This window comes from Anaerococcus hydrogenalis DSM 7454 (assembly GCF_000173355.1).
GTDB lineage: Bacteria > Bacillota > Clostridia > Tissierellales > Peptoniphilaceae > Anaerococcus > Anaerococcus hydrogenalis.
On sequence record NZ_ABXA01000019.1, the window covers coordinates 124,868 to 143,973 of the forward strand.

Below are 19,106 nucleotides of genomic sequence, written 5' to 3' on the forward strand. Positions count from 1 at the left end.
TATTATATTACAGGATAATATATTAATCTTCTTTAATTTTACGTCTAACCATATCGCCTTTTTCAAGTTCATGGTCAATTTTTATATAAACAATTTGCTTAGCTTTATTTGCTACTTCTATATCTGAACCATTTGAATCTTTCATATTATCAATTTTAAATTTAATAAATTCAGGACTATTTCCAAAAATTTCTACTTCATCTCCTAGAATAAATTTGTTTCTTTCTTCAAGCTTTGCAATTTTGTTTTCTTTATCATAATCTAAAACAACAGCTATAAAATCATATCCCCTAATATATGATGAATTTTCATAAATTTGTGAATCTGAGTCAGCCTTTTTATAGAAAAATCCCTTTGTAAAATGTCTATGACTAGCTTTTTTTATTTCATCTAAATATTTTTTAGCTACTTTTTCATCAAAAGAATCATTATAATAAGCATCGATGGCTTGTCTATAGCTTCTGATAACTGTAGCAACATAAAATACAGTTTTCATTCTTCCTTCAATTTTAAAAGAATTTATTCCTGCTTCTATTAGCTTATCAATTTCATCAATAAGGCAAAGATCTTTTGAATTCATTATAAAGGTTCCATTTTCATCTTCACCTATTGGATAATACTCACCAGGTCTTTTTTCTTCTTGAATAGAATACTTCCACCTACATGCATGAGCACAATCTCCTCTGTTTGCATCCCTTCCTGTCATGTAATTGCTTAAAAGACACCTACCAGAATATGATATGCACATAGCTCCATGAATAAAGCATTCAATTTCTAAATCTTTTGGAACATTTTTTCTAATTTCAATTATCTCTTCAAGCGATAATTCTCTTGCAAGAATAACTCTTTTAGCTCCAAGTTTATACCAAAAATTAATAGTATGTGAATTTGTAACAGAGGCTTGAGTTGAAATATGAAGGTCAATATTTGAGTTTTCTTTTGCTATATTAAATATTCCAGGATCAGAAATAATTAAGGCATCTACTCCTATTTTTTCTAAATATTTAATATAATCAATTATGCCTTCTAAATCTTTGTCATGTGGTACTATATTCATAGTTACATGACACCTAACATTATTTTTATGAGCATAATCTACTGCTTCTTTTAGTTCATTTTCATCAAAATTTTTAGAATTTTTCCTAAGACCAAAATTATTTCCTGCCAAATATACAGCATCTGCTCCAAATTTAATTGCAGTTTTTAGTCTTTCCATATCACCTGCTGGTGCTAATAATTCAACTTTATCTCTCATCAATTCTCCTTGTACTTAAACTAATACCATCGCCTATTGGTATTATGCTAGTAATATATTCGTCTAAATCTGTAATATAAGATAAAAATTTTCTCAAATTTTTAACTATAGTAATATCTCTTTTATCTACAATATTATCATTTGCGATTTCACCCCTAAAAAGGATATTATCACAAACTATAATCCCATTTTTATTTAATAAACTAATTGATTTATCAAAATAATATTTATATTGTGACTTGTTTGCATCAATGAAGACAAAATCAAAGCCTTGATTAATATTATTCAAGGCTTTTTTTGCATCCATATTTATTATATTTATATCTTTACCATATTTTTTAAAATTAGATTTAGCTATTTCGTACATTTTTTTCACTTTTTTTCTATTGTAGTTATATTTGCACCTGTATATTTTGAAAAAAGCAGAGAAGAATAGCCAATAGCAGAACCTATTTCTAAAATATTTTTTGGTTTTTTAATTATAAGCAAGCTTTTTAAAAATTCTTTAGTTTCTAACTTCATAATAGGAATATTATTTTCAATTCCAAATTTTCTTAATTCTACAAAATCTTCATCGATATAAATATTATTTAAATAATCAACTATATGATTATAATTAATATTCATTATTTTCTACTTCTGTAAGAACTGGTAAAATCATTGGATCTCTTCCAGTTTGATTATAAATATAAGATTTAAGTGATTCTCTAATTTGATATTTTATTTGACTAATTGCATGTATATCTTTCTTTTGACATTTTTTCATTGTTCTAATAACAATATCTTTAGAATTTTCTATTAAATCTTGATTTTCTTTAACATAGATGAATCCCCTAGAAACTATTTCAGGATTAGAAAGAACTTTTTGGGTATGTTTTTCTATAGTCAAACTTACTACTAACAAACCATCTTCTGATAAGTGTTTTCTATCTTTTAAAACAATATTACCAACATCACCAATTCCAGAACCATCAACTAAGACATTACCAGCTTGAACCTTACCATTTATTCTTGCACCTCTTTTAGTAAATTCAAAGATATCACCATTTTGACCTACTAGTACATTATCTTCGTTCATTCCCATATCTATTGCTATTTCTTTATGTTTTTTTAATTGTCTTGGTTCACCATGGGCAGGAATAAAATATTTTGGTGTTGTAAGTTGGTGCATTAATTTTATCTCTTCTTGGCAAGCGTGTCCTGAAGCATGAACTTTTGCTAATGAATTATAAATAATATTACAACCTATTTTAGTTAAGTTATTAATAGTATTATTAATTGACATTTCATTTCCAGGTATTGCTGAAGACGATAAAATAACAGTATCGGAAGAATTTAAATGAACTTGTTTGTGTTCATTATTTGCCATTCTTGTTAGAGCTGATAAAGGTTCGCCTTGTGTTCCTGTAGATAGTATAACTATTTGATCATCAGAATAGTCTTTTAGATTTTTTATATCAATTATTGTATTCGATCTTATTTTAATATATCCTAAAGAAGAAGCTATTTTTACGTTGTTAAGCATTGATCTTCCAGATAATGCAACTTTTTTGTTATACTTCTCAGCAGCATAAATTACCTGTTGAACCCTATGAAGGTTAGATGCAAATGTTGCAACAACAATTCTTCCTGGTGCTTGACCAAATAAATTTATAAAAGTTTCACCTACTTTTTTCTCACTCATTGAACTGCCCTCAATTTCAACATTTGTTGAATCAGAAAATAGGCACAATAGTCCCTTTTTTCCAAGAGCAGCAAGTTTTTGAATATCTGTAGGTTCTCCATCTATAGGTGTAAAATCCATTTTAAAATCGCCTGTAAATAAAATTGTACCAATTGGAGATTTTACAGCTATTGCACATGAATCTGGAATTGAGTGGCTTACTCTAATAAATTCAGCGCTTAAATCACCAACTTTTACTGTATTATTTACATTTACCATCTTTAGTCTATTTGGATTAAGTCCATGTTCTTTAAACTTGTTTTCTAATAGACCTTTTGTAAGTTTAGAGCAATATACATTTGTATCTATTAATTTTAAAAGATAAGCTATAGCTCCTATATGATCTTCATGACCATGTGTTATAAAAATCCCTTTTAATTTATCCTTGTTTTCTTCAATATAAGTAAAATCTGGTATTACTATATCTACACCTAGCATGTCCTCATCAGGAAATGTCAATCCACAGTCAATCATAATCATTTCATTTTTATATTCTACAACTGTGCAGTTTTTACCTATTTCGCCAAGTCCACCCAATGGGATGACTTTTAATTTATTTTGCGTTCTCATTTTTACTCCTTAAATTATCTTCACATTCGGAGCAAATACCATAAATTCTTAGAGAATAATAATCTAGCTCAAAATTATATTTATCTTTTAACGTTTTTGCTAGCTCATCATTATCCAATATTTTTTCTTCTACAATTTTTCCACAGTTAGTACAAATTAAATGATCGTGATGATCATCTTTTGGACCTATTAACTCGTAGGTGTTTACAGAATCTGTAAACTCTTGTTTATTAACTATTCCTAAGTCTTCAAAAATATTTAATGTTCTATAAACTGTTGCAATGCCAACTTGTTTATTATCTTTATGAACTATGGAAAAAAGTTCTTCTGGTGTTAAATGCTTTGAATTAGAATTTTTAAGAGCATTGAATATTATTTGTCTTTGCTTAGTAAATTTATGACCATTTTTTTCAAATACTTTTTTTAATTGTTCAATGTTCATTACTATCTTCTTTCATATCCTCGTATATTTTAACTATTTCGTCTAACTCTCTATCATTACTAATAGCTTTAAAACTAATAGAATCTTTATCTTTTATCATTTCCAAAATCAATATAAAATCTTCATCTATAGGTTCCAATGCTGCATAGTCTTTGTCGTCTACTCCGAATGTATCTATTATATTAAATTCGACTTCTCTATTATTATCATCGGTTAAAATTATCTTATCCATTACTTCTCCCATCTAAATAGGTTTGTAAAATAAAAGATGCGGCAATTTTGTCTATATATTTTTTTCTATTTTCGCGCTTGACACTCATATCCATCAATACTTTATCTGATTGTATGGTAGTCATCCTTTCATCCTGGTATTTAATATCAATATCAGTTTCTTTTTTTAGTAAATCAACAAAAGAAATCACCTTCATGGCTTGAGGTCCTAAGGTGTTATTCATATTTTTTGGCAAACCAATAATTATTAAATTAACTTCTTTATCTTTTATTATATCTACTAATTTCTTAATATCTAAACTAGTTTTTTTCTTTTTATTGTTAAATAGGCTTGGGCTGTGATAAAAAATGGATCACTTATAGCAACTCCTATTGTTTTATCACCCAAGTCTAGTCCCATTATTCTACTCATTTATATAATAGTTTAATATTTCTTCAAGTATGGTATCTCTATCAATTTGTCTGATTAGTTTTCTAGCATTGTTATGACCAGTTATATAAGTAGGATCTCCACTAATTAGGTATCCTATTATTTGATTTGTAGGTTTATAACCTTTGTCTTCTAGAGCCTTATATACTTCTGTTAAAACTTCTCTTATATCAACTTCCTTTTCATCTTGCGGATTAAATCGCATAGTTTCGTTGAAATTTTTGTCTGACATAATTTCTCCTTATATTAATTCATAGACTTTTTTTTAGAGCTTCATCTAATTTAGAGATGTCTTTACCTCCTGCTTGAGCAAAGTTTTTCTTTCCTCCGCCATTTCCACCTGTTATTTTACTTACTTCTTTAACTATCTTTCCTGCATTATAACGATTTGTTAGCGAATCTGAAACTGAAGCTGTAAATACAATCTTATCATTATTTACAGTAGCAAATACAACAATTAGATCCTTATATTTTTCTTTAATTCTTTCTTCAAAGTTTCTTAGAGTATCAAGATCTTCATTCTCAAATTTATGAACTAGTAGTTTAATTCCATTAGCATCTTGGACTTCATTTTCAATATCTTTGTATACATCTTTTTCATTAAATTCTTTTAATTTTTGAATATCTAATTTAAGATTTTTAATTTCTTCATTTAATGATTCAGCTTTTGATAAAATGTTTTTAGGATTTGTTTTTAAAACTTTTGAAACTACATTAATTAAGCCTAAATTACTATTAAGATAATCATAAACTTTTCTACCAGTAATTGCTTCAATTCTTCTTATTCCAGAAGCAGCTGAAGATTCTTGTAGAATTTTAAACATTAATACTTCAGAAGAATTATTAACATGACAACCTCCACATAATTCAATGGAATAGTCATCAATAGAAACTACTCTTACCATATCTTTATATTTATCTTCAAATAAGCCAATAGCTCCTAATTTTTCAGATTCTTTATATGGCATGATTTCTTTTTTAACTTTTAATTGTTGTCTGATTTTTTCATTAATTTCATTTTCGATTTTTCTAATTTCATCATCGCTTAAAGCATTAGGATAGGTAAAATCAAATCTAAGTTTTTCTTCATCTACCAAAGATCCTGCTTGTTTTACATCTTCATTTAAGATGTTTCTTAAAGCTTGGTCAAGCAAATGTGTTGCAGTGTGATTTCTGGTGATATCAAGTCTTCTTTCTTTATCAACTATAAAGTCAGCTTTAGCTAAGTTTAAATCACCATCAATAACTTCCACATAATGAATAATTATTTCATTTTTCTTTTGAACATTATAGACTTTAGCTTTTGCACTATCAGTAATAACCAATCCAGTGTCAGCTACTTGTCCACCACCTTCAGCATAAAAAGAAGTCTTATCACTTATAACTATACCCTTATTGCCTTCTTTTATAAAGCTAACTTTTTCTTTATCATCAAATAATCCTATTATATTAGCCTTTACTTCTAAGTCATCATAACCAACAAATTCAGTCTTATCAAATTCATCAATGTTTATTGAATCCAAAGACCAACCAGCATCTGATTTTCTTGCATTTCTTGCTAGATTTCTTTGATTTTCCATTTGTTTATCGAATTCTTTTGTATCTACTTTCAAATTATTTTCTGTAAGAATTTCTTTTGTTAAATCAAGCGGAAAACCATAGGTATCATATAGTTTAAAAGCTTCTTTTCCATCAAGAGTATCTTTATTTTTATCCCTTAAATCTTTAATATATTCATTTAAAATATCTAGACCACTATCTATAGTATTTTGGAAATTAGCTTCTTCTTTTTTAATTACACTTATAATTTTGTCTTTCCTGTCTACTAACTCATCATACTCATCTTTATATGAATCAATAACACAATCAATTACTGATGATAAAAATTCACCTTCAATTCCTAATAATTTTCCATGTCTAAAAGCTCTTCTTATGAGTCTTCTTAGCACATAACCTCTTTTTTCATTAGATGGTTGAATTCCATCTGATACCATAAAGGTCATTGCCTTAGCGTGGTCAGCTATCACTCTTATTGAAATGTCATCTTTTTTATTTTCTTTATATTTCTTATTTGATAATTCTTCTATTTCTCTTATAATATTTTGATTTACATCTATTTCAAAAATATTATCTTTGTTTTGCAATACCATAGCCATTCTTTCAAGACCCATACCTGTATCAATATTTGGATGGAGAAGTGGTGTATATTCTTTATTTATATTTTTATTAAATTGGGTGAAAACTAGGTTCCACACTTCCATAAAACGATCTGAATCGTCATTTCCTGGCTTATTATCATTTTCATCAATAGCCTTTTCTACTCCTCTATCAACAAAAATTTCAGAGTCTGGTCCACATGGTCCTACTTCAAGTTCCCAAAAATTATCTTCTTTTCCAAATCTTAAAATTCTATCTTTTGAAAGTCCTATTTCTTCATTCCAAATTTTATATGCTTCATCATCATTTTCATATACAGATACCCACAATAGGTCCTTATTAATTTCAAGATTTTCTGTTAAAAACTCATAAGCCCAGTGTATAGCTTCTCTTTTAAAATAATCACCAAAAGAAAAATTACCAAGCATTTCAAAGAAAGTTCCATGTCTTTCTGTTATTCCTACTCTTTCAATATCACCAGTTCTAATACATCTTTGTGATGAGGTAGCCCTGTTGTTTTTCATTTTCTTTTCGCCTGTAAAATATTTTTTTAATGGTGCCATACCTGCATTTATTAAAAGTAAAGAATCATCATCTTCAGGTATTAGTGAAAAAGATTTTAATACTGTATGATTTTTTTTTGATCCAAAAAAATTCAAATATTCTTTTCTTAGTTCGTTCATTCCAAGTTTTCTCATAAAATTCTCCTAATTATAGTTTTTCATTTACCATATCTTTTATGGTGATAGAATTAACAGCATTGTTAATAGCATCGTCAATTTTTGCAAAAACATAATAAGCTTCACACTCTTCATTATTGCAATTATTTCTATCAGCAACACATTGGCTTGAGGTCATTTCTCCTTCTAAGGCTCTTAAAACATCACCAACTGTTATATCACTAGCGGATCTAGAGAGCTTATATCCTCCCTTTGCTCCTCTAGCCGATATAACCAAATTATTTTTTTTTAATATTCTTATTAATTGTTCTAGGTAATTTTCAGGTAGCTTTAAAGTATTAGAAATATCAGAAACTGAAATATATCCATTATCTTCATTTTCTGCTAAATAATGTATAGCCCTAAGTCCATACCTACCTCTAGTTGATAATTTCATATTTTCTCCTCAATCTATTACTATCATATCTTTCATTGCTTCAAAATATTTATCCCCAATTCCAGACACATTTTTTATATCGTCAATTTTATTAAATTTATTTTTTTGCCTATATTCAATTATAGCATCAGCCCTTTTCTCTCCTATGTTTGGTAGTGTCATAAGAGAGTTCTTGTCTGCACTATTTATATTGATTTTTTTATTTTCATTTGTATTAGTAGGTGTGACTAATTGATCTTGTGTTTGGTTATTTTCTTGATTGTTTTTATTTGGAATTATTATGTGCATTTGATCTTCTAATTTCATTGCCAAATTAATTCTATTTATATCGGCATTATTTGTAAGACCACCTGCATCATTAACTAAGTCTTCAAGTCTGTAGTTATCTTTAATATCGTAAACACCAGGTTTGTTAATCTCTCCGCTTATATGTACTTTCATAGTTGCATTATTATTTTCTATTTTTTCTCTTGTTTCTTTATTGCTTAATTGATTAGATTCAATAGAAACTGATGAACTTGTATTTTCAAATACAAGTTCATCTTTTTTTTGGTTATTTACAAAATTTCTAGACAAAATAATAACAATTCCAATTATCAAAGCTATTATAAGCTTATCTTTTTTGTCAGCTTCCATAAAACACCTCAATCAATTATAATTTATGACTCCCATAAATCTTCAATATTATAAAACTCTCTTTGGTTTGATGTAAAGATATGAACAATTATATCTCCACAATCCATGAGTATCCAATTTCCTTCTCTTAATCCTTCAACTGATAAAACATCAAATCCTTCTTTTTTTTAGATTTTCTTCAATATATTCAAGCAAAGCTTTATTTTGATTTATAGAATTTCCTGTTGCTAATACAAAATAGTCTGCAACAGATGATTTATTTTCTAAATCAATCACTTTTATATCGTAGGCTTGCTTGTCTTCTAAAGTTTTAACTATTATATCTAATTTACCCATTTTTCTTCCTTAATAAATAATTTCTAGCTTTTATTGTTAGAGGAAAAATTATATTTTTCCTATCTATAAGTGACTTAATAGTTTCATCTAAACTAAATAAAACTGCATCATCTAGATTCTTAAAAGCTAATTCTCTTAATTTTTCAACACCTTTATAGTCTCGTTTTTCTTCGCATGCATCAGCTAAAAATATAATTTTTTCTAAGTCAGTCATATTTTCTCTTCCAGTAGTATGGTATTTAATCGCATTTAAAATCTCTGTATCTTTAATACCATATTCGTATTTAGCAACTATTGGTCCTAAAAAGGAATGAACAACTGCTTTATTTGTGATAATTTCATTAGAAAAATCACAATCATCCTTGTATTTTTCTAAAAAATATTCTTCATTGTATTTAGCACAATCATGTAAGAGAGCAGCCGTTTCAACTTTTTTTTCATCTATTCCATTATTAAGTTTTAATGCCATATCTTTAACCCTTATTACATGATTAAATCTTTTCTCTCCTATATCATTTTTAAGCTTATCTTTGTACTTAGAAAAATCAAACATATAAATTCTCCCTATTAATTATTTCAATAACTTTATCATTTACTAGATATTTAATACTCTTTTTATCTTTTACTAAAGATCTTATAAGAGTTGATGAAATATCCAAAGCTATATTATCAATTAAGTATATATTTTTATTATACTTTTTTATTTCATTTATTTCCGATAATAAAGAAGAATTTATTTCGCTGTATCTTTTAAAAACAATCAAGTTTTCTTTTAATATTTGTTCATAATTCTTCCATTTTTTTATATCTAAAAATGAATCCTCTCCTATTATAAAATAAAACTCATCGTCAGGGTATGTTTTTTTAAAATAATCTATTGTTTGATAAGTGTAGTGAATACTATTATTTCTATAATCGTAATCATTTATTTCTATCTTATGATTATCTTTTACAGCTTCTCTCACCATCTTTAGTCTAATGTTTATGTCTGTTTTTTTGTTTTGTAATTTATGTGGTGGATTTGAATTTGGAAGAATATATATCTTATCCAAATTCATAGCGTTGATCACATTTTCCATTATAATAAGGTGTCCTATATGGATTGGATCAAATGTACCACCAAACAATCCTATTTTCATTATAAATTAATTTTTTTATTGTTTTTGCTTTCCCTATAAATGGTAAAAATATTACCTAAATGAGAAACAAATTCACAATTAAGTTTTTCAATTGCTTCGTCTACAATTTCGTTATTATCATCTAAATTATTATTTAAAATTTTTATCTTTATAAGCTCTCTTTTCTCTAAAGCCTCATCAATTGCTTCTATAACTTCATCAGTCAATGAATTTTTTCCAATATTAATTATAGGCTTTAAATCGTGAGCTAAAGATTTTAAATATGATCTTTCTTTACCTGTAATCATTTTTCCTCCTATTCGTAATAGTCAAACACTATATCGCCGATTGCTACTAAATCTCCTTCTTGAATTCCCATTTCTTTAAATTTATCAAAAACGCCCATATCTCTTAGATTTTTTTCGAAATACATACGGCTGTCATAATCGTCCAAATTTACCTTTTCAAGTAGTTTATCGATCCTATATCCACTGCATACATAAATTCCTTCTTCTATTTCAAAGTTTAATTCATCACTTGCAACAGACATATCATAAAATTCTTCTAGATAGTCCTCATCAACTTCTTCATCTAGGATATATTTTTCATCATCAAAAGAATATAATACATTGCTGACCTCATCTATTAATTCTTTTATACCACTTGTCGTAGCTGCTGAAATTCTAAAAATCTTATACTTATCAGAATATTTATCTTCAAATCTTTTATAATTTTCATTTGAATCTAGATCAGATTTATTCAAAGCAATTATTTGATATTTATCAGCTAAATTCTCATCGAATAATTTTAACTCATTATTAATAAGTTCAAAATCTTCAATAGGATCTCTACCTTCAAAACCAGATATATCTACTAAATGTACTAAAATTTTACACCTTTGTACATGTTTTAGAAAATCGTGTCCTAAACCCAATCCTTCATTTGCGCCTTCAATTAGGCCAGGTATATCTGCTACAATAAAAGATCTTTCTTTATCGATTTTTACAACTCCAAGATTAGGATCAAGAGTTGTAAAATGATAATTTGCAATCTTTGGTTTAGCTTTTGAAATTACAGAGATTAATGTTGATTTACCAACATTTGGCAATCCGACAAGGCCAACATCCGCTAATATTTTAAGCTCTAGATTTACTGTTATTTTTTGACCTTCTTTTCCTTTTTGAGCAAAACGTGGTGCTTGTCTGGTTGAGGATTTATAGTGAACATTACCTTTTCCACCTCTTCCTCCTTTTGCTATAAGAAATTCTTCCCCATTTTTCTTAAAATCTTTTATAATTTTCCCGCTTGTACTTTCTCTAATAATAGTTCCAACTGGCACAAACAAATAAAGATCCTCACCTTTTTTCCAAATCTTTTTTTGCCCATTCCATCTTCACCATTTGAGGCCTTGTATTTTGTTTTATATCTAAACTCTTCAAGGGTCGAAAGAGAGTTTGTAGCTTTTATATATATACTTGCTCCATCTCCGCCATCGCCACCTGCAGGACCGCCTGTAGGTTCGTATTTTTCACGTCTAAAAGCAACGGCTCCATCTCCACCTTTTCCCGCTTGAAGTTCTATTTTTGCATTATCAATCATTGAAATTCCTTTTACAAAAAAAGCTTGCCCGTGGGCAAGCTAGTTCTCTATTAAGCAATGTCTTGCTTTGGATATACAGAAACTTGTTTTCTATTTTTTCCTTTTCTTTCAAATTTTACAACACCATTGCATGATGCAAATAATGTGTCATCTCCACCCCTTTTTACATTTTCGCCTGGGTGAATCTTTGTTCCTCTTTGTCTAACGATTATTGTTCCAGCGTTTACTGTTTGTCCATCAGCTCTTTTAACGCCTAGTCTTTTTGAATTAGAATCTCTACCGTTTTTTGAAGAAGAAACTCCTTTTTTACTAGAAAATCTTTGTAAGTTAATGTTTAAAAACATCCTAAACCTCCCTATAATTTAAATTAACATATTCACTATAGTTTGTAAGTAAGGTTTTAATACCTATTTCAAAATCACATAAAATTATATCTGATTTATCATTCGACTTTTCTAGTAAAACTTTCATGTTTTCACCATCATCAGAAAAATCAAATTCTATATCATAATAATCCAATGTATTTACTGCTGTATAAGATAGAATAGATACTGCAGCACAAACTATATCATATCCATGTCGATCAAAATTTGCATGACCATTTATAGCAAATCCTAATCTACTTTCTTTTTTTTTAATAAAGTAACATCAATCATTAACAAGAAATATTGTTAATTTCAACTAAAGTATATGGTTGTCTATGACCTTTTTTAGTTTTTGATGCTTTTTTAGGTCTATATTTAAACACAACGATTTTTTTATCTTTAGCTTGATCTTTTACAGTAGCTTCAACTTTTGCATTTTCAACTGTTGGAGTTCCAACTTTTAGATCACTATCGCTTTTTACTAATAGTACATCTTCAAAGCTTACACTTTCTCCTACTTCTGCATTAAGTTTTTCAACTCTAACTAGATCGCCTTCTGATACTTTATATTGTTTTCCACCTGTCTTAATTATAGCGTACATAGTACACCTCCTATTTAGATTCTCGCCAGTCAAGGTGATCAGTACCCATACTGAGCGGTTTACCTTAATATATTACCAATTATCATCTGTTTTGTCAACCTATATATCAAATATTTCCATATTTTCTATTGCCTTATTTTCAAGCTCTTCTATATCTAATTTGCTTTCACTTTCTTTAATATATTTTAGTTTTGGTTTTGTAATTGGATTTGATGGAGCAAATATTGAGCAACAATCATCAAAAGGTTCTATACTTTTTTCGTAAGATCCGATAAATAAGGCTCTATCAATAATTTCTGTTTTATCAAGTGCAATTAGAGGTTTAAATATTGGAAGTTTTGTTGCATCTTCAATTACAGTCATGGATTCTATAGTTTGACTTGCAACTTGCCCTAAACTTTCTCCTGTTATTAGAGCATGGTAATTGTTTTTTTCAGAAATTTTTTCTGCAATTCTCATCATAAATCTTCTTGATAAAATTGTAGTTTGATTTCTATGACAATTCTTATTAATAGATTTATAAATTTCTGCCATATTAACCGAATATATTCTCATCTTGCCGGTGTATTGAGATAATATTTTACCTAAATCTATTGCTTTTTGTAGGGCTCTTTTTGATGTAAAGGGATATGAATGAAAATGTAGGCAGTTAATTCTCATTCCTCTTTTTGCCATCATAAAACCTGCTACTGGTGAATCTATTCCACCAGATAATAGCAATAGACCATTTCCACTAGATCCTAAAGGAAGTCCACCAATACCTTCATGTCTATTAGCGTAAACGTAGGCATATTTTTTTATGTCTATAAAAATTTTAAAATCTGGATTATGAACATCAACTTTTAAATTATTTTTTTGGGCATAATTTTTTAAAATATAGGCACCCATCATTTGAGATAAGTCTGGAGATTTTATATTAAAAGATTTGTCAACTCTATTTGTTATTACCTTAAAAGATTTGTTTTTTATATCCATATTATCAAGTATTTCTTTTAAAGCATTTTCTATAGATTTTATATCTTTATCACATCTTTTAATTTCCGAAATATAAATAATTCCAAAAACTTTCTTTATTTCTTTTATTAGAGCTTTAAAATCTTTTTTATCAGCCTCTATATATAGTTTAGAGCTTTCAAGATACATATTGTCGTATCCAATTTTTTCTATATTTCTTTTAATATTATCTATTGCAGCTTTAAAGAATTTATTTCTATTTTTTCCTTTTAAAAATAGTTCTCCAAAACTAACTGAAAGTAAATCTTGCATTAAAACACCTTTCTTATATCTTCTATATATTCATATAATTTTTCAACTAATAAATCTAAATCTCTTATTTTTATATCGTGAGAAAATGAAAATCTTATAGCACCATCAATGTATTTTTCATCTAAATTTAAGGCAGATAAAATTCTACTGTTGTTCCCTTTTGAACAAGCTGATCCACTTGAGACAAAAATATTGTCACTTTCTAACATATGGAGTAAAACTTCTGATTTTATTTTTTCAAAACTAATATTTAAAATATAAGGACTTGAATTTTCAAGCGGTGAGTTTATCTTATATCCTTGAAATCTATCCAATATTTTATTTCTTAAATACAAATTTAAATCTCTTATGTAAGAATAATCCTCTTTTTCTTTTGATAATTCCAAGGCTTTAGCAAAGGCATAAATGGCAGGAGCATTTAAAGTTCCAGATGAAAAAATTTCTTGTCTTCCCCCATATAATAGAGGTTTTATCTTATTTTTAAATGAATTATTAATATATAGTCCACCTATCCCCTTTGGTCCATGGATTTTATGAGATGAAAAACTCATTGCATCTACTCCCAAATCTTTTACATCACATGAGATTTTTCCCAAAGCTTGGGTAGCATCAATGTGAAATAAAATGTCTTTGTTTTTTGATTTTATTATTTCAGATATTTTTTTTATATTTTGTATAGTAGATATCTCATTTTGTACATAAATTATGGATACAAGTTTTGTTTCTTTATCTATTTTTTCATCTAAATCTTTTAAGTCAAGAAAACCAAATTCATCATTATTAATAAAGCCTATTTTTTTGAAGTTAGAATTTTCAAAAGCATCAATTACTGATGAATGTTCTAATTTTGTTGTTAGAGCCTTATTTTTTTCATTTGCAAATGAGTTAATTATTATATTATTTGACTCAGTTGCACCTTTTGTAAAATAAATTTCATTGGAATTTGAATTTATATTAGAAGCAACTATTTCTCTCGCTTCTTTTACCTTATTTTCTACATCCATACCAAAGCTATGTAGGGCTGATGGATTAGCGAAATATTTTTTTTTCAAAATCTTTTTCTATATCTATTACTTCATCATACATTCTTGTTGTAGCAGCATTATCTAAGTATATCATTTTATCACATCCTTTAACTCATTTATTATATTATTACAAAGAAAATAAATCAAATATAAGGTATAATACAAACATGTTATGTGTTAGATACCCCTTTAATGGAAAAAATTTAAAAAAAGACGAATGTATCTTAGATATAGAAACTACTGGACTTGATCCAAATACAGATAGTCTTGTAGTTTTAGGTTTAATATATTTTAATAAGGATAAGTTTTATATAGACCAATACTTTGCAAAAAATGATAAAGAAGAAATAAGATTGCTTAAAATTTATAAAGAAAAAATCAAGAATAGAAAACTAATTACATATAATGGAGAGGTTTTTGATTTACCATTTTTAAATATTAGACTAATAAAAAATAATGAAAAAGCAGTTTTTCCTGAAAATAAAGATATCTATAAAATTATAAAGGCAAAAAGAAAATTAATAGAATTTAATTCTATGAAGTTAATAGATATTGAAAAAAGATTTGGCATAGAAAGAAATGACCCATCAAGATATAAGGTTATTAGTAAGTTAACTGACGAGATTAAAAACAGGAATAATCCCTGGCCTATTTTAATCCACAATAAAAATGATTTAATAGCAACCGAAGCCATTTCAAATATTAAAGAAGTTATAGATGATAAACTATCTTTTAAAGTAAATAATTACAAAATCCATCTTGATAAGGCTTATATTGATAAAAATATAGCAAATATTGAGTTTGAATCAAATCTTAACCTGGATGATTCATTATTTCAGGGCTATAATTATAATTTTAGGATAAAAACAAAAGTATTATTTTAAAATTAATAGTTTTATATGGAAAACTTTCTAAAGATGCATCTGGTTTTGTTGCTGTTAACAAATTTAATGTAGAAAATAAGGGTTATTATAAAATAAATAATAATTTAATAAGTATAATGGAAAATGGAATTTTTTCAGTTGAAAATATTTTAAATATAATGAAATTTTTAATTAAAAAAAACCTGGACTTATAAGTCTAGGTTTTCTATTTGCCAATCAATTGGCTTGATATTATTTTTTTGTAAAAATTCATTAGTTTTTGAAAAAGGTCTAGATCCAAAAAAACCCCTGTGAGCTGAAAAAGGTGAGGGATGGGCACTTTTTATTATTAGGTGTCTATCGCTTGTTATTAATTCTTCTTTTGATTGGGCAAATTTACCCCATAAAATAAATACTATAGGCTTACTTCTTTTATTTAATATTTTTATAATATTATCTGTAAGAATTGACCATCCCAAATCTTTATGGGAGTTTGCTTGATGGGCTCTTACTGTTAAGGTCGAATTTAAAAGTAAAACGCCTTGATTTGCCCACTTCATTAAATTCCCATTGTTAGGAATATATAAGCCTAAATCACTGTGTAATTCTTTATAGATATTTTGTAAAGAGGGTGGCGTTTTTATTCCTTTTTTTACGGAAAAAGAAAAGCCGTGTGCTTGTCCTTGCCCGTGATAAGGATCTTGACCCAAAATTACAACTTTAACATCATCATAAGATACTTTTTTTAAGGCATTAAAAATATCGTACATATTTGGATACACAGTGTAATTTTTATATTCATCAATCAATTTTTTTCTTAAATTAATATAATAATCTTTTGTCCATTCATCTTTTAAAATATCATCCCAATCATTTCCTATTTGAACTGACATGATCTTCTCCGTCCATTTTTCCAAAAATTATAAAAATTATTAGTAAAACTGATCCTACAGTAACTAAGATATCAGCTACATTAAATACTGGAAATGAAAAAAATGAAAATTCAATAAAATCTACAACAAAACCATGAAATAATCTGTCATAGAAATTTCCCAAAGCCCCAGATACAATCAGAGATAGGGACAAATTTAATAAATTTGGATTAGATTTCATATTTCTAATAAAGTAATATAATAAATATATTACAACTACTAAGGTTAGAATTATAAAAAATATTCTTTTATTTTGTAATATTCCAAATGCGGCTCCCTTATTTTCTACATAAATTAAATTAATTAATTTACCATAAACAGGATTTTCAATAAAATGAGATATGGCATAAGATTTGCTTATCCTATCTAAAATTATTCCTATAATAATTAAAATTGTGTAAATCATTTGTACTTCCTATATTCTATATGATAATTGTCTTTCTTACTTTTTCCTATAACCTTGTCAAAAATAAATCTTCCTTCTCTTCTAATAGAAATTAAGGAATTTTCCTCTACAATTTTTGAGGGATTATCGATAATTTGATAATTAACCTTGATCAGTCGTCTTTTTATTAAAGTTTGAGCCTTTGATCTTGATAAGTTTACAAATTCACTTACTAAATTATCTAGCCTCAAAGAAGAAATAAATCCCTTATTTTCTATATATTCAATTTTAGAAATAGATAAGATATTATCATTTTTAAAATCAAGGCTAACTTTTTCGTTTTTATTTTTGTTAAATTAAATTTAACAAAATCCTTATCTTTATTTAAAACTACAAATTCACATTTCTCATCACCGATATAAATGTCACCAATATCATTTCTATCAAGCCCTAAATTTAATAGAGCCCCCAGTACGTCAGGATGAGAAATATTATTTATCTTAAATTCTAATACATTAATATAAGAACTTTTTTCTATATAATCTGTATAAGGATTTGCTATGAAAATTTGCCTTTCACTTTTATCATTACATGACAAAAAAACTATCTCTATATTATTAACTTTTGCTATATCATTTAATACAGAAATTTCAAAAGGATTTAAGAAAAAACTAGAAACTTCTTTGTGAGCATAAAATGATTTTTCTAATAAAGAGATAGCTTTTTTTATATTTGCCTTGACAGATTTATCTTCAACAAAATCTATATTATATTTTAATCTCATAAAAATCTATCTTTGAAATCATATTAAAGTTGATTATAATTTCCATTAGATATTTGATCTTCAACATAATTATCGATATCAACACCCTTTGGACAAATTACAAAAATCCCCTTTGATACTTTTTCAACTGTTCCTTCTAGGGCATAAACTGCACCTGAAACAAAATCTAGAATTTGTCTTTTTTTGTCAACTTCAAGCATTTCAAGATTTAATACAACAACCTTTTTATCTAAGATATCATCTACAATTTTTGGACCATCTTCATCATAGCTTAAAGGTTCTTGAATTGCTATTCTAAAACTATTTGATGAATTGTGACCAAAACTTCTACTTGTACTATTCATACTAACTATATTATCTCCTCCCCTTGTTTTTCTATTTTTGTTATTAGAAGAATAATCATTTGAAAAATTTGAAAAAGAGCTTGTTTTGTCATCGTTTCCAATCGTATTATTAGAAAAATCATATGTTGAGCTAGGGGTGTAAGTACTTTCTGTATTCTCACTTGATCTTTTTATTTCTTTTTCATCTTCTTCAGTTTCTTCATCATAATCTTCATAATCGTCATTAATTCCTATAAATTCTTTAAATTTATCTAACATTTTTATACATCCTTTTACCAAATATTTTTGAGCCGACTCTAATAATATTAGCCCCCTCTTCTAAGGCTATTTTATAATCATGAGTCATTCCCATAGAAAGATATTCCATTTCAATATTATTATAACTTAAATTGGATAAATTATCGAATATTTTTTTAAGCCCTTTAAAGCATGATTTAATTACTGAAACATCTTCAGTATTTGGAGCCATGGTCATTAGTCCCCTAATTTTAACATTTTCTAACTCTTTTGCTTGATTAATTATATCTTCTATATCTTCTTCATAAAAACCAGATTTTGATTCTTCCTTGGAAATATTAATTTGAAGCAAACAATCTTGAACTATCGATAATTTTTTTGCCCTATTATTAATTTTTTTCAAAATTTTTAAAGAATCTACTGAATGAATAAGGCAAACTTCTCCAACAATTTTATTAACTTTGTTTGTTTGTAAGTGACCAATTAAGTGCCAATTAATATCATCTGGCAACTTATCTTTTTTATCTAGAAGTTCTTGTACTTTATTTTCACCAAAATCTCTTAGACCATAATTATATACTTCCATAATTTTATCTACACCATGGGTTTTTGTTACGGCTAAAAGCATAGCGTCATAATCTTTCATATCTTTTTTTAAGTTATCTATATTATCTTTTATACTCATAACAC

General features: G+C 27.1%; 23 protein-coding genes and 4 pseudogenes. 1 reads left to right on the forward strand and 26 read right to left on the reverse strand.

Annotated elements, in window-relative coordinates:
• Positions 1 to 22 precede the first annotated feature (22 nt).
• The 20 genes and pseudogenes from ANHYDRO_RS03185 to ANHYDRO_RS03280 all read right to left on the reverse strand — a co-directional run bounded on the left by ANHYDRO_RS03185 (position 23) and on the right by ANHYDRO_RS03280 (position 14,898).
• Positions 23 to 1,255, reverse strand: coding sequence for a peptidase U32 family protein (locus ANHYDRO_RS03185; protein ID WP_004813374.1), 1,233 nt, complete (start codon positions 1,253 to 1,255; stop codon positions 23 to 25).
• Positions 1,245 to 1,882: pseudogene (locus ANHYDRO_RS03190) on the reverse strand (O-methyltransferase). Before ANHYDRO_RS03190 ends, ANHYDRO_RS03185 begins: the two are co-directional and overlap by 11 nt.
• Positions 1,872 to 3,548: a ribonuclease J gene (locus ANHYDRO_RS03195; RefSeq protein WP_004813380.1), complete on the reverse strand. Its 1,677-nt coding sequence runs from the start codon at positions 3,546 to 3,548 to the stop codon at positions 1,872 to 1,874. The pseudogene ANHYDRO_RS03190 and the gene ANHYDRO_RS03195 overlap by 11 nt, the downstream one beginning before the upstream one ends.
• Positions 3,532 to 3,990, reverse strand: a complete 459-nt coding sequence (locus ANHYDRO_RS03200) for a Fur family transcriptional regulator (protein WP_004813382.1) — start codon at positions 3,988 to 3,990, stop codon at positions 3,532 to 3,534. Before ANHYDRO_RS03200 ends, ANHYDRO_RS03195 begins: the two co-directional genes overlap by 17 nt.
• Complete coding sequence (locus ANHYDRO_RS03205) at positions 3,980 to 4,234, reverse strand: DUF1292 domain-containing protein (protein WP_004813385.1); 255 nt, start codon at positions 4,232 to 4,234, stop codon at positions 3,980 to 3,982. The genes ANHYDRO_RS03200 and ANHYDRO_RS03205 overlap by 11 nt, the downstream gene beginning before the upstream one ends.
• Positions 4,215 to 4,633, reverse strand: a pseudogene (gene ruvX / locus ANHYDRO_RS09860) (Holliday junction resolvase RuvX). The gene ANHYDRO_RS03205 and the pseudogene ruvX overlap by 20 nt, the downstream one beginning before the upstream one ends.
• On the reverse strand, positions 4,626 to 4,883 hold the full coding sequence (locus ANHYDRO_RS03215; RefSeq protein ID WP_004813388.1) for an IreB family regulatory phosphoprotein: 258 nt from the start codon (positions 4,881 to 4,883) through the stop codon (positions 4,626 to 4,628). Before ANHYDRO_RS03215 ends, ruvX begins: the two are co-directional and overlap by 8 nt.
• 19 nt (positions 4,884 to 4,902) lie before the next feature.
• Entirely contained in the window at positions 4,903 to 7,506 is a 2,604-nt protein-coding gene (gene alaS, locus ANHYDRO_RS03220) for an alanine--tRNA ligase (protein ID WP_004813391.1), read from the reverse strand.
• 13 nt (positions 7,507 to 7,519) lie between these two features.
• Complete coding sequence (locus ANHYDRO_RS03225) at positions 7,520 to 7,924, reverse strand: RrF2 family transcriptional regulator (RefSeq protein WP_004813392.1); 405 nt, start codon at positions 7,922 to 7,924, stop codon at positions 7,520 to 7,522.
• Positions 7,925 to 7,933: 9 nt separating this feature from the next.
• Positions 7,934 to 8,560, reverse strand: a complete 627-nt coding sequence (locus tag ANHYDRO_RS03230) for a helix-hairpin-helix domain-containing protein (RefSeq protein ID WP_004813394.1) — start codon at positions 8,558 to 8,560, stop codon at positions 7,934 to 7,936.
• A 23-nt stretch (positions 8,561 to 8,583) separates the two neighbouring features.
• Positions 8,584 to 8,896 (reverse strand): annotated as a pseudogene (rsfS, locus tag ANHYDRO_RS03235) (ribosome silencing factor).
• The gene (yqeK, locus tag ANHYDRO_RS03240) at positions 8,889 to 9,449 is read right to left on the reverse strand and encodes a bis(5'-nucleosyl)-tetraphosphatase (symmetrical) YqeK (RefSeq protein ID WP_004813398.1); all 561 of its coding nucleotides are present in this window, start codon (positions 9,447 to 9,449) and stop codon (positions 8,889 to 8,891) included. Before yqeK ends, rsfS begins: the two are co-directional and overlap by 8 nt.
• Positions 9,442 to 10,035, reverse strand: coding sequence for a nicotinate (nicotinamide) nucleotide adenylyltransferase (gene nadD / locus ANHYDRO_RS03245; protein WP_004813399.1), 594 nt, complete (start codon positions 10,033 to 10,035; stop codon positions 9,442 to 9,444). The genes yqeK and nadD overlap by 8 nt, the downstream gene beginning before the upstream one ends.
• The gene (gene yhbY / locus ANHYDRO_RS03250; RefSeq protein ID WP_004813402.1) at positions 10,035 to 10,322 is read right to left on the reverse strand and encodes a ribosome assembly RNA-binding protein YhbY; all 288 of its coding nucleotides are present in this window, start codon (positions 10,320 to 10,322) and stop codon (positions 10,035 to 10,037) included. Before yhbY ends, nadD begins: the two co-directional genes overlap by 1 nt.
• 8 nt (positions 10,323 to 10,330) lie before the next feature.
• A pseudogene (gene obgE, locus ANHYDRO_RS03255) lies at positions 10,331 to 11,613 on the reverse strand (GTPase ObgE).
• A 50-nt stretch (positions 11,614 to 11,663) separates the two neighbouring features.
• Complete coding sequence (rpmA, locus tag ANHYDRO_RS03260; protein ID WP_004813408.1) at positions 11,664 to 11,957, reverse strand: 50S ribosomal protein L27; 294 nt, start codon at positions 11,955 to 11,957, stop codon at positions 11,664 to 11,666.
• Between the two features lies 1 nt (position 11,958).
• Complete coding sequence (locus ANHYDRO_RS09580) at positions 11,959 to 12,252, reverse strand: ribosomal-processing cysteine protease Prp (protein WP_148315701.1); 294 nt, start codon at positions 12,250 to 12,252, stop codon at positions 11,959 to 11,961.
• 16 nt (positions 12,253 to 12,268) lie between these two features.
• Positions 12,269 to 12,580 (reverse strand): 50S ribosomal protein L21, encoded by a 312-nt coding sequence (rplU, locus tag ANHYDRO_RS03270; protein WP_004813412.1) that lies wholly within the window; start codon positions 12,578 to 12,580, stop codon positions 12,269 to 12,271.
• Between the two features lie 99 nt (positions 12,581 to 12,679).
• A complete protein-coding gene (thiI, locus tag ANHYDRO_RS03275; protein WP_004813414.1) occupies positions 12,680 to 13,846 on the reverse strand; it encodes a tRNA uracil 4-sulfurtransferase ThiI in 1,167 nt (388 codons plus the stop codon).
• Positions 13,846 to 14,898: a cysteine desulfurase family protein gene (locus ANHYDRO_RS03280; protein ID WP_004813416.1), complete on the reverse strand. Its 1,053-nt coding sequence runs from the start codon at positions 14,896 to 14,898 to the stop codon at positions 13,846 to 13,848. The genes thiI and ANHYDRO_RS03280 overlap by 1 nt, the downstream gene beginning before the upstream one ends.
• A 140-nt stretch (positions 14,899 to 15,038) precedes the next feature.
• Between ANHYDRO_RS03280 and ANHYDRO_RS03285 the strand changes: the two genes are divergently transcribed.
• Complete coding sequence (locus tag ANHYDRO_RS03285; RefSeq protein WP_004813418.1) at positions 15,039 to 15,755, forward strand: ribonuclease H-like domain-containing protein; 717 nt, start codon at positions 15,039 to 15,041, stop codon at positions 15,753 to 15,755.
• Between the two features lie 188 nt (positions 15,756 to 15,943).
• Here the strand turns inward: ANHYDRO_RS03285 and ANHYDRO_RS03290 are convergent, their stop codons facing one another.
• From ANHYDRO_RS03290 to ANHYDRO_RS03310, 6 genes are read right to left on the reverse strand one after another with little or no spacing between them, the layout of a single operon-like run.
• Positions 15,944 to 16,627 (reverse strand): uracil-DNA glycosylase, encoded by a 684-nt coding sequence (locus ANHYDRO_RS03290; RefSeq protein ID WP_004813420.1) that lies wholly within the window; start codon positions 16,625 to 16,627, stop codon positions 15,944 to 15,946.
• Positions 16,605 to 17,072, reverse strand: a complete 468-nt coding sequence (gene lspA, locus ANHYDRO_RS03295) for a signal peptidase II (protein ID WP_004813422.1) — start codon at positions 17,070 to 17,072, stop codon at positions 16,605 to 16,607. The genes ANHYDRO_RS03290 and lspA overlap by 23 nt, the downstream gene beginning before the upstream one ends.
• Entirely contained in the window at positions 17,069 to 17,302 is a 234-nt protein-coding gene (locus ANHYDRO_RS10410; RefSeq protein ID WP_004813424.1) for a S4 domain-containing protein, read from the reverse strand. The genes lspA and ANHYDRO_RS10410 overlap by 4 nt, the downstream gene beginning before the upstream one ends.
• Positions 17,303 to 17,325: 23 nt before the next feature.
• Complete coding sequence (locus tag ANHYDRO_RS03300; RefSeq protein WP_004813426.1) at positions 17,326 to 17,835, reverse strand: YlmH/Sll1252 family protein; 510 nt, start codon at positions 17,833 to 17,835, stop codon at positions 17,326 to 17,328.
• A 23-nt stretch (positions 17,836 to 17,858) separates the two neighbouring features.
• Positions 17,859 to 18,437, reverse strand: a complete 579-nt coding sequence (locus ANHYDRO_RS03305) for a cell division protein SepF (RefSeq protein ID WP_004813428.1) — start codon at positions 18,435 to 18,437, stop codon at positions 17,859 to 17,861.
• Positions 18,427 to 19,101, reverse strand: coding sequence for a YggS family pyridoxal phosphate-dependent enzyme (locus tag ANHYDRO_RS03310; RefSeq protein WP_004813429.1), 675 nt, complete (start codon positions 19,099 to 19,101; stop codon positions 18,427 to 18,429). The genes ANHYDRO_RS03305 and ANHYDRO_RS03310 overlap by 11 nt, the downstream gene beginning before the upstream one ends.
• Positions 19,102 to 19,106: the final 5 nt, after the last annotated feature.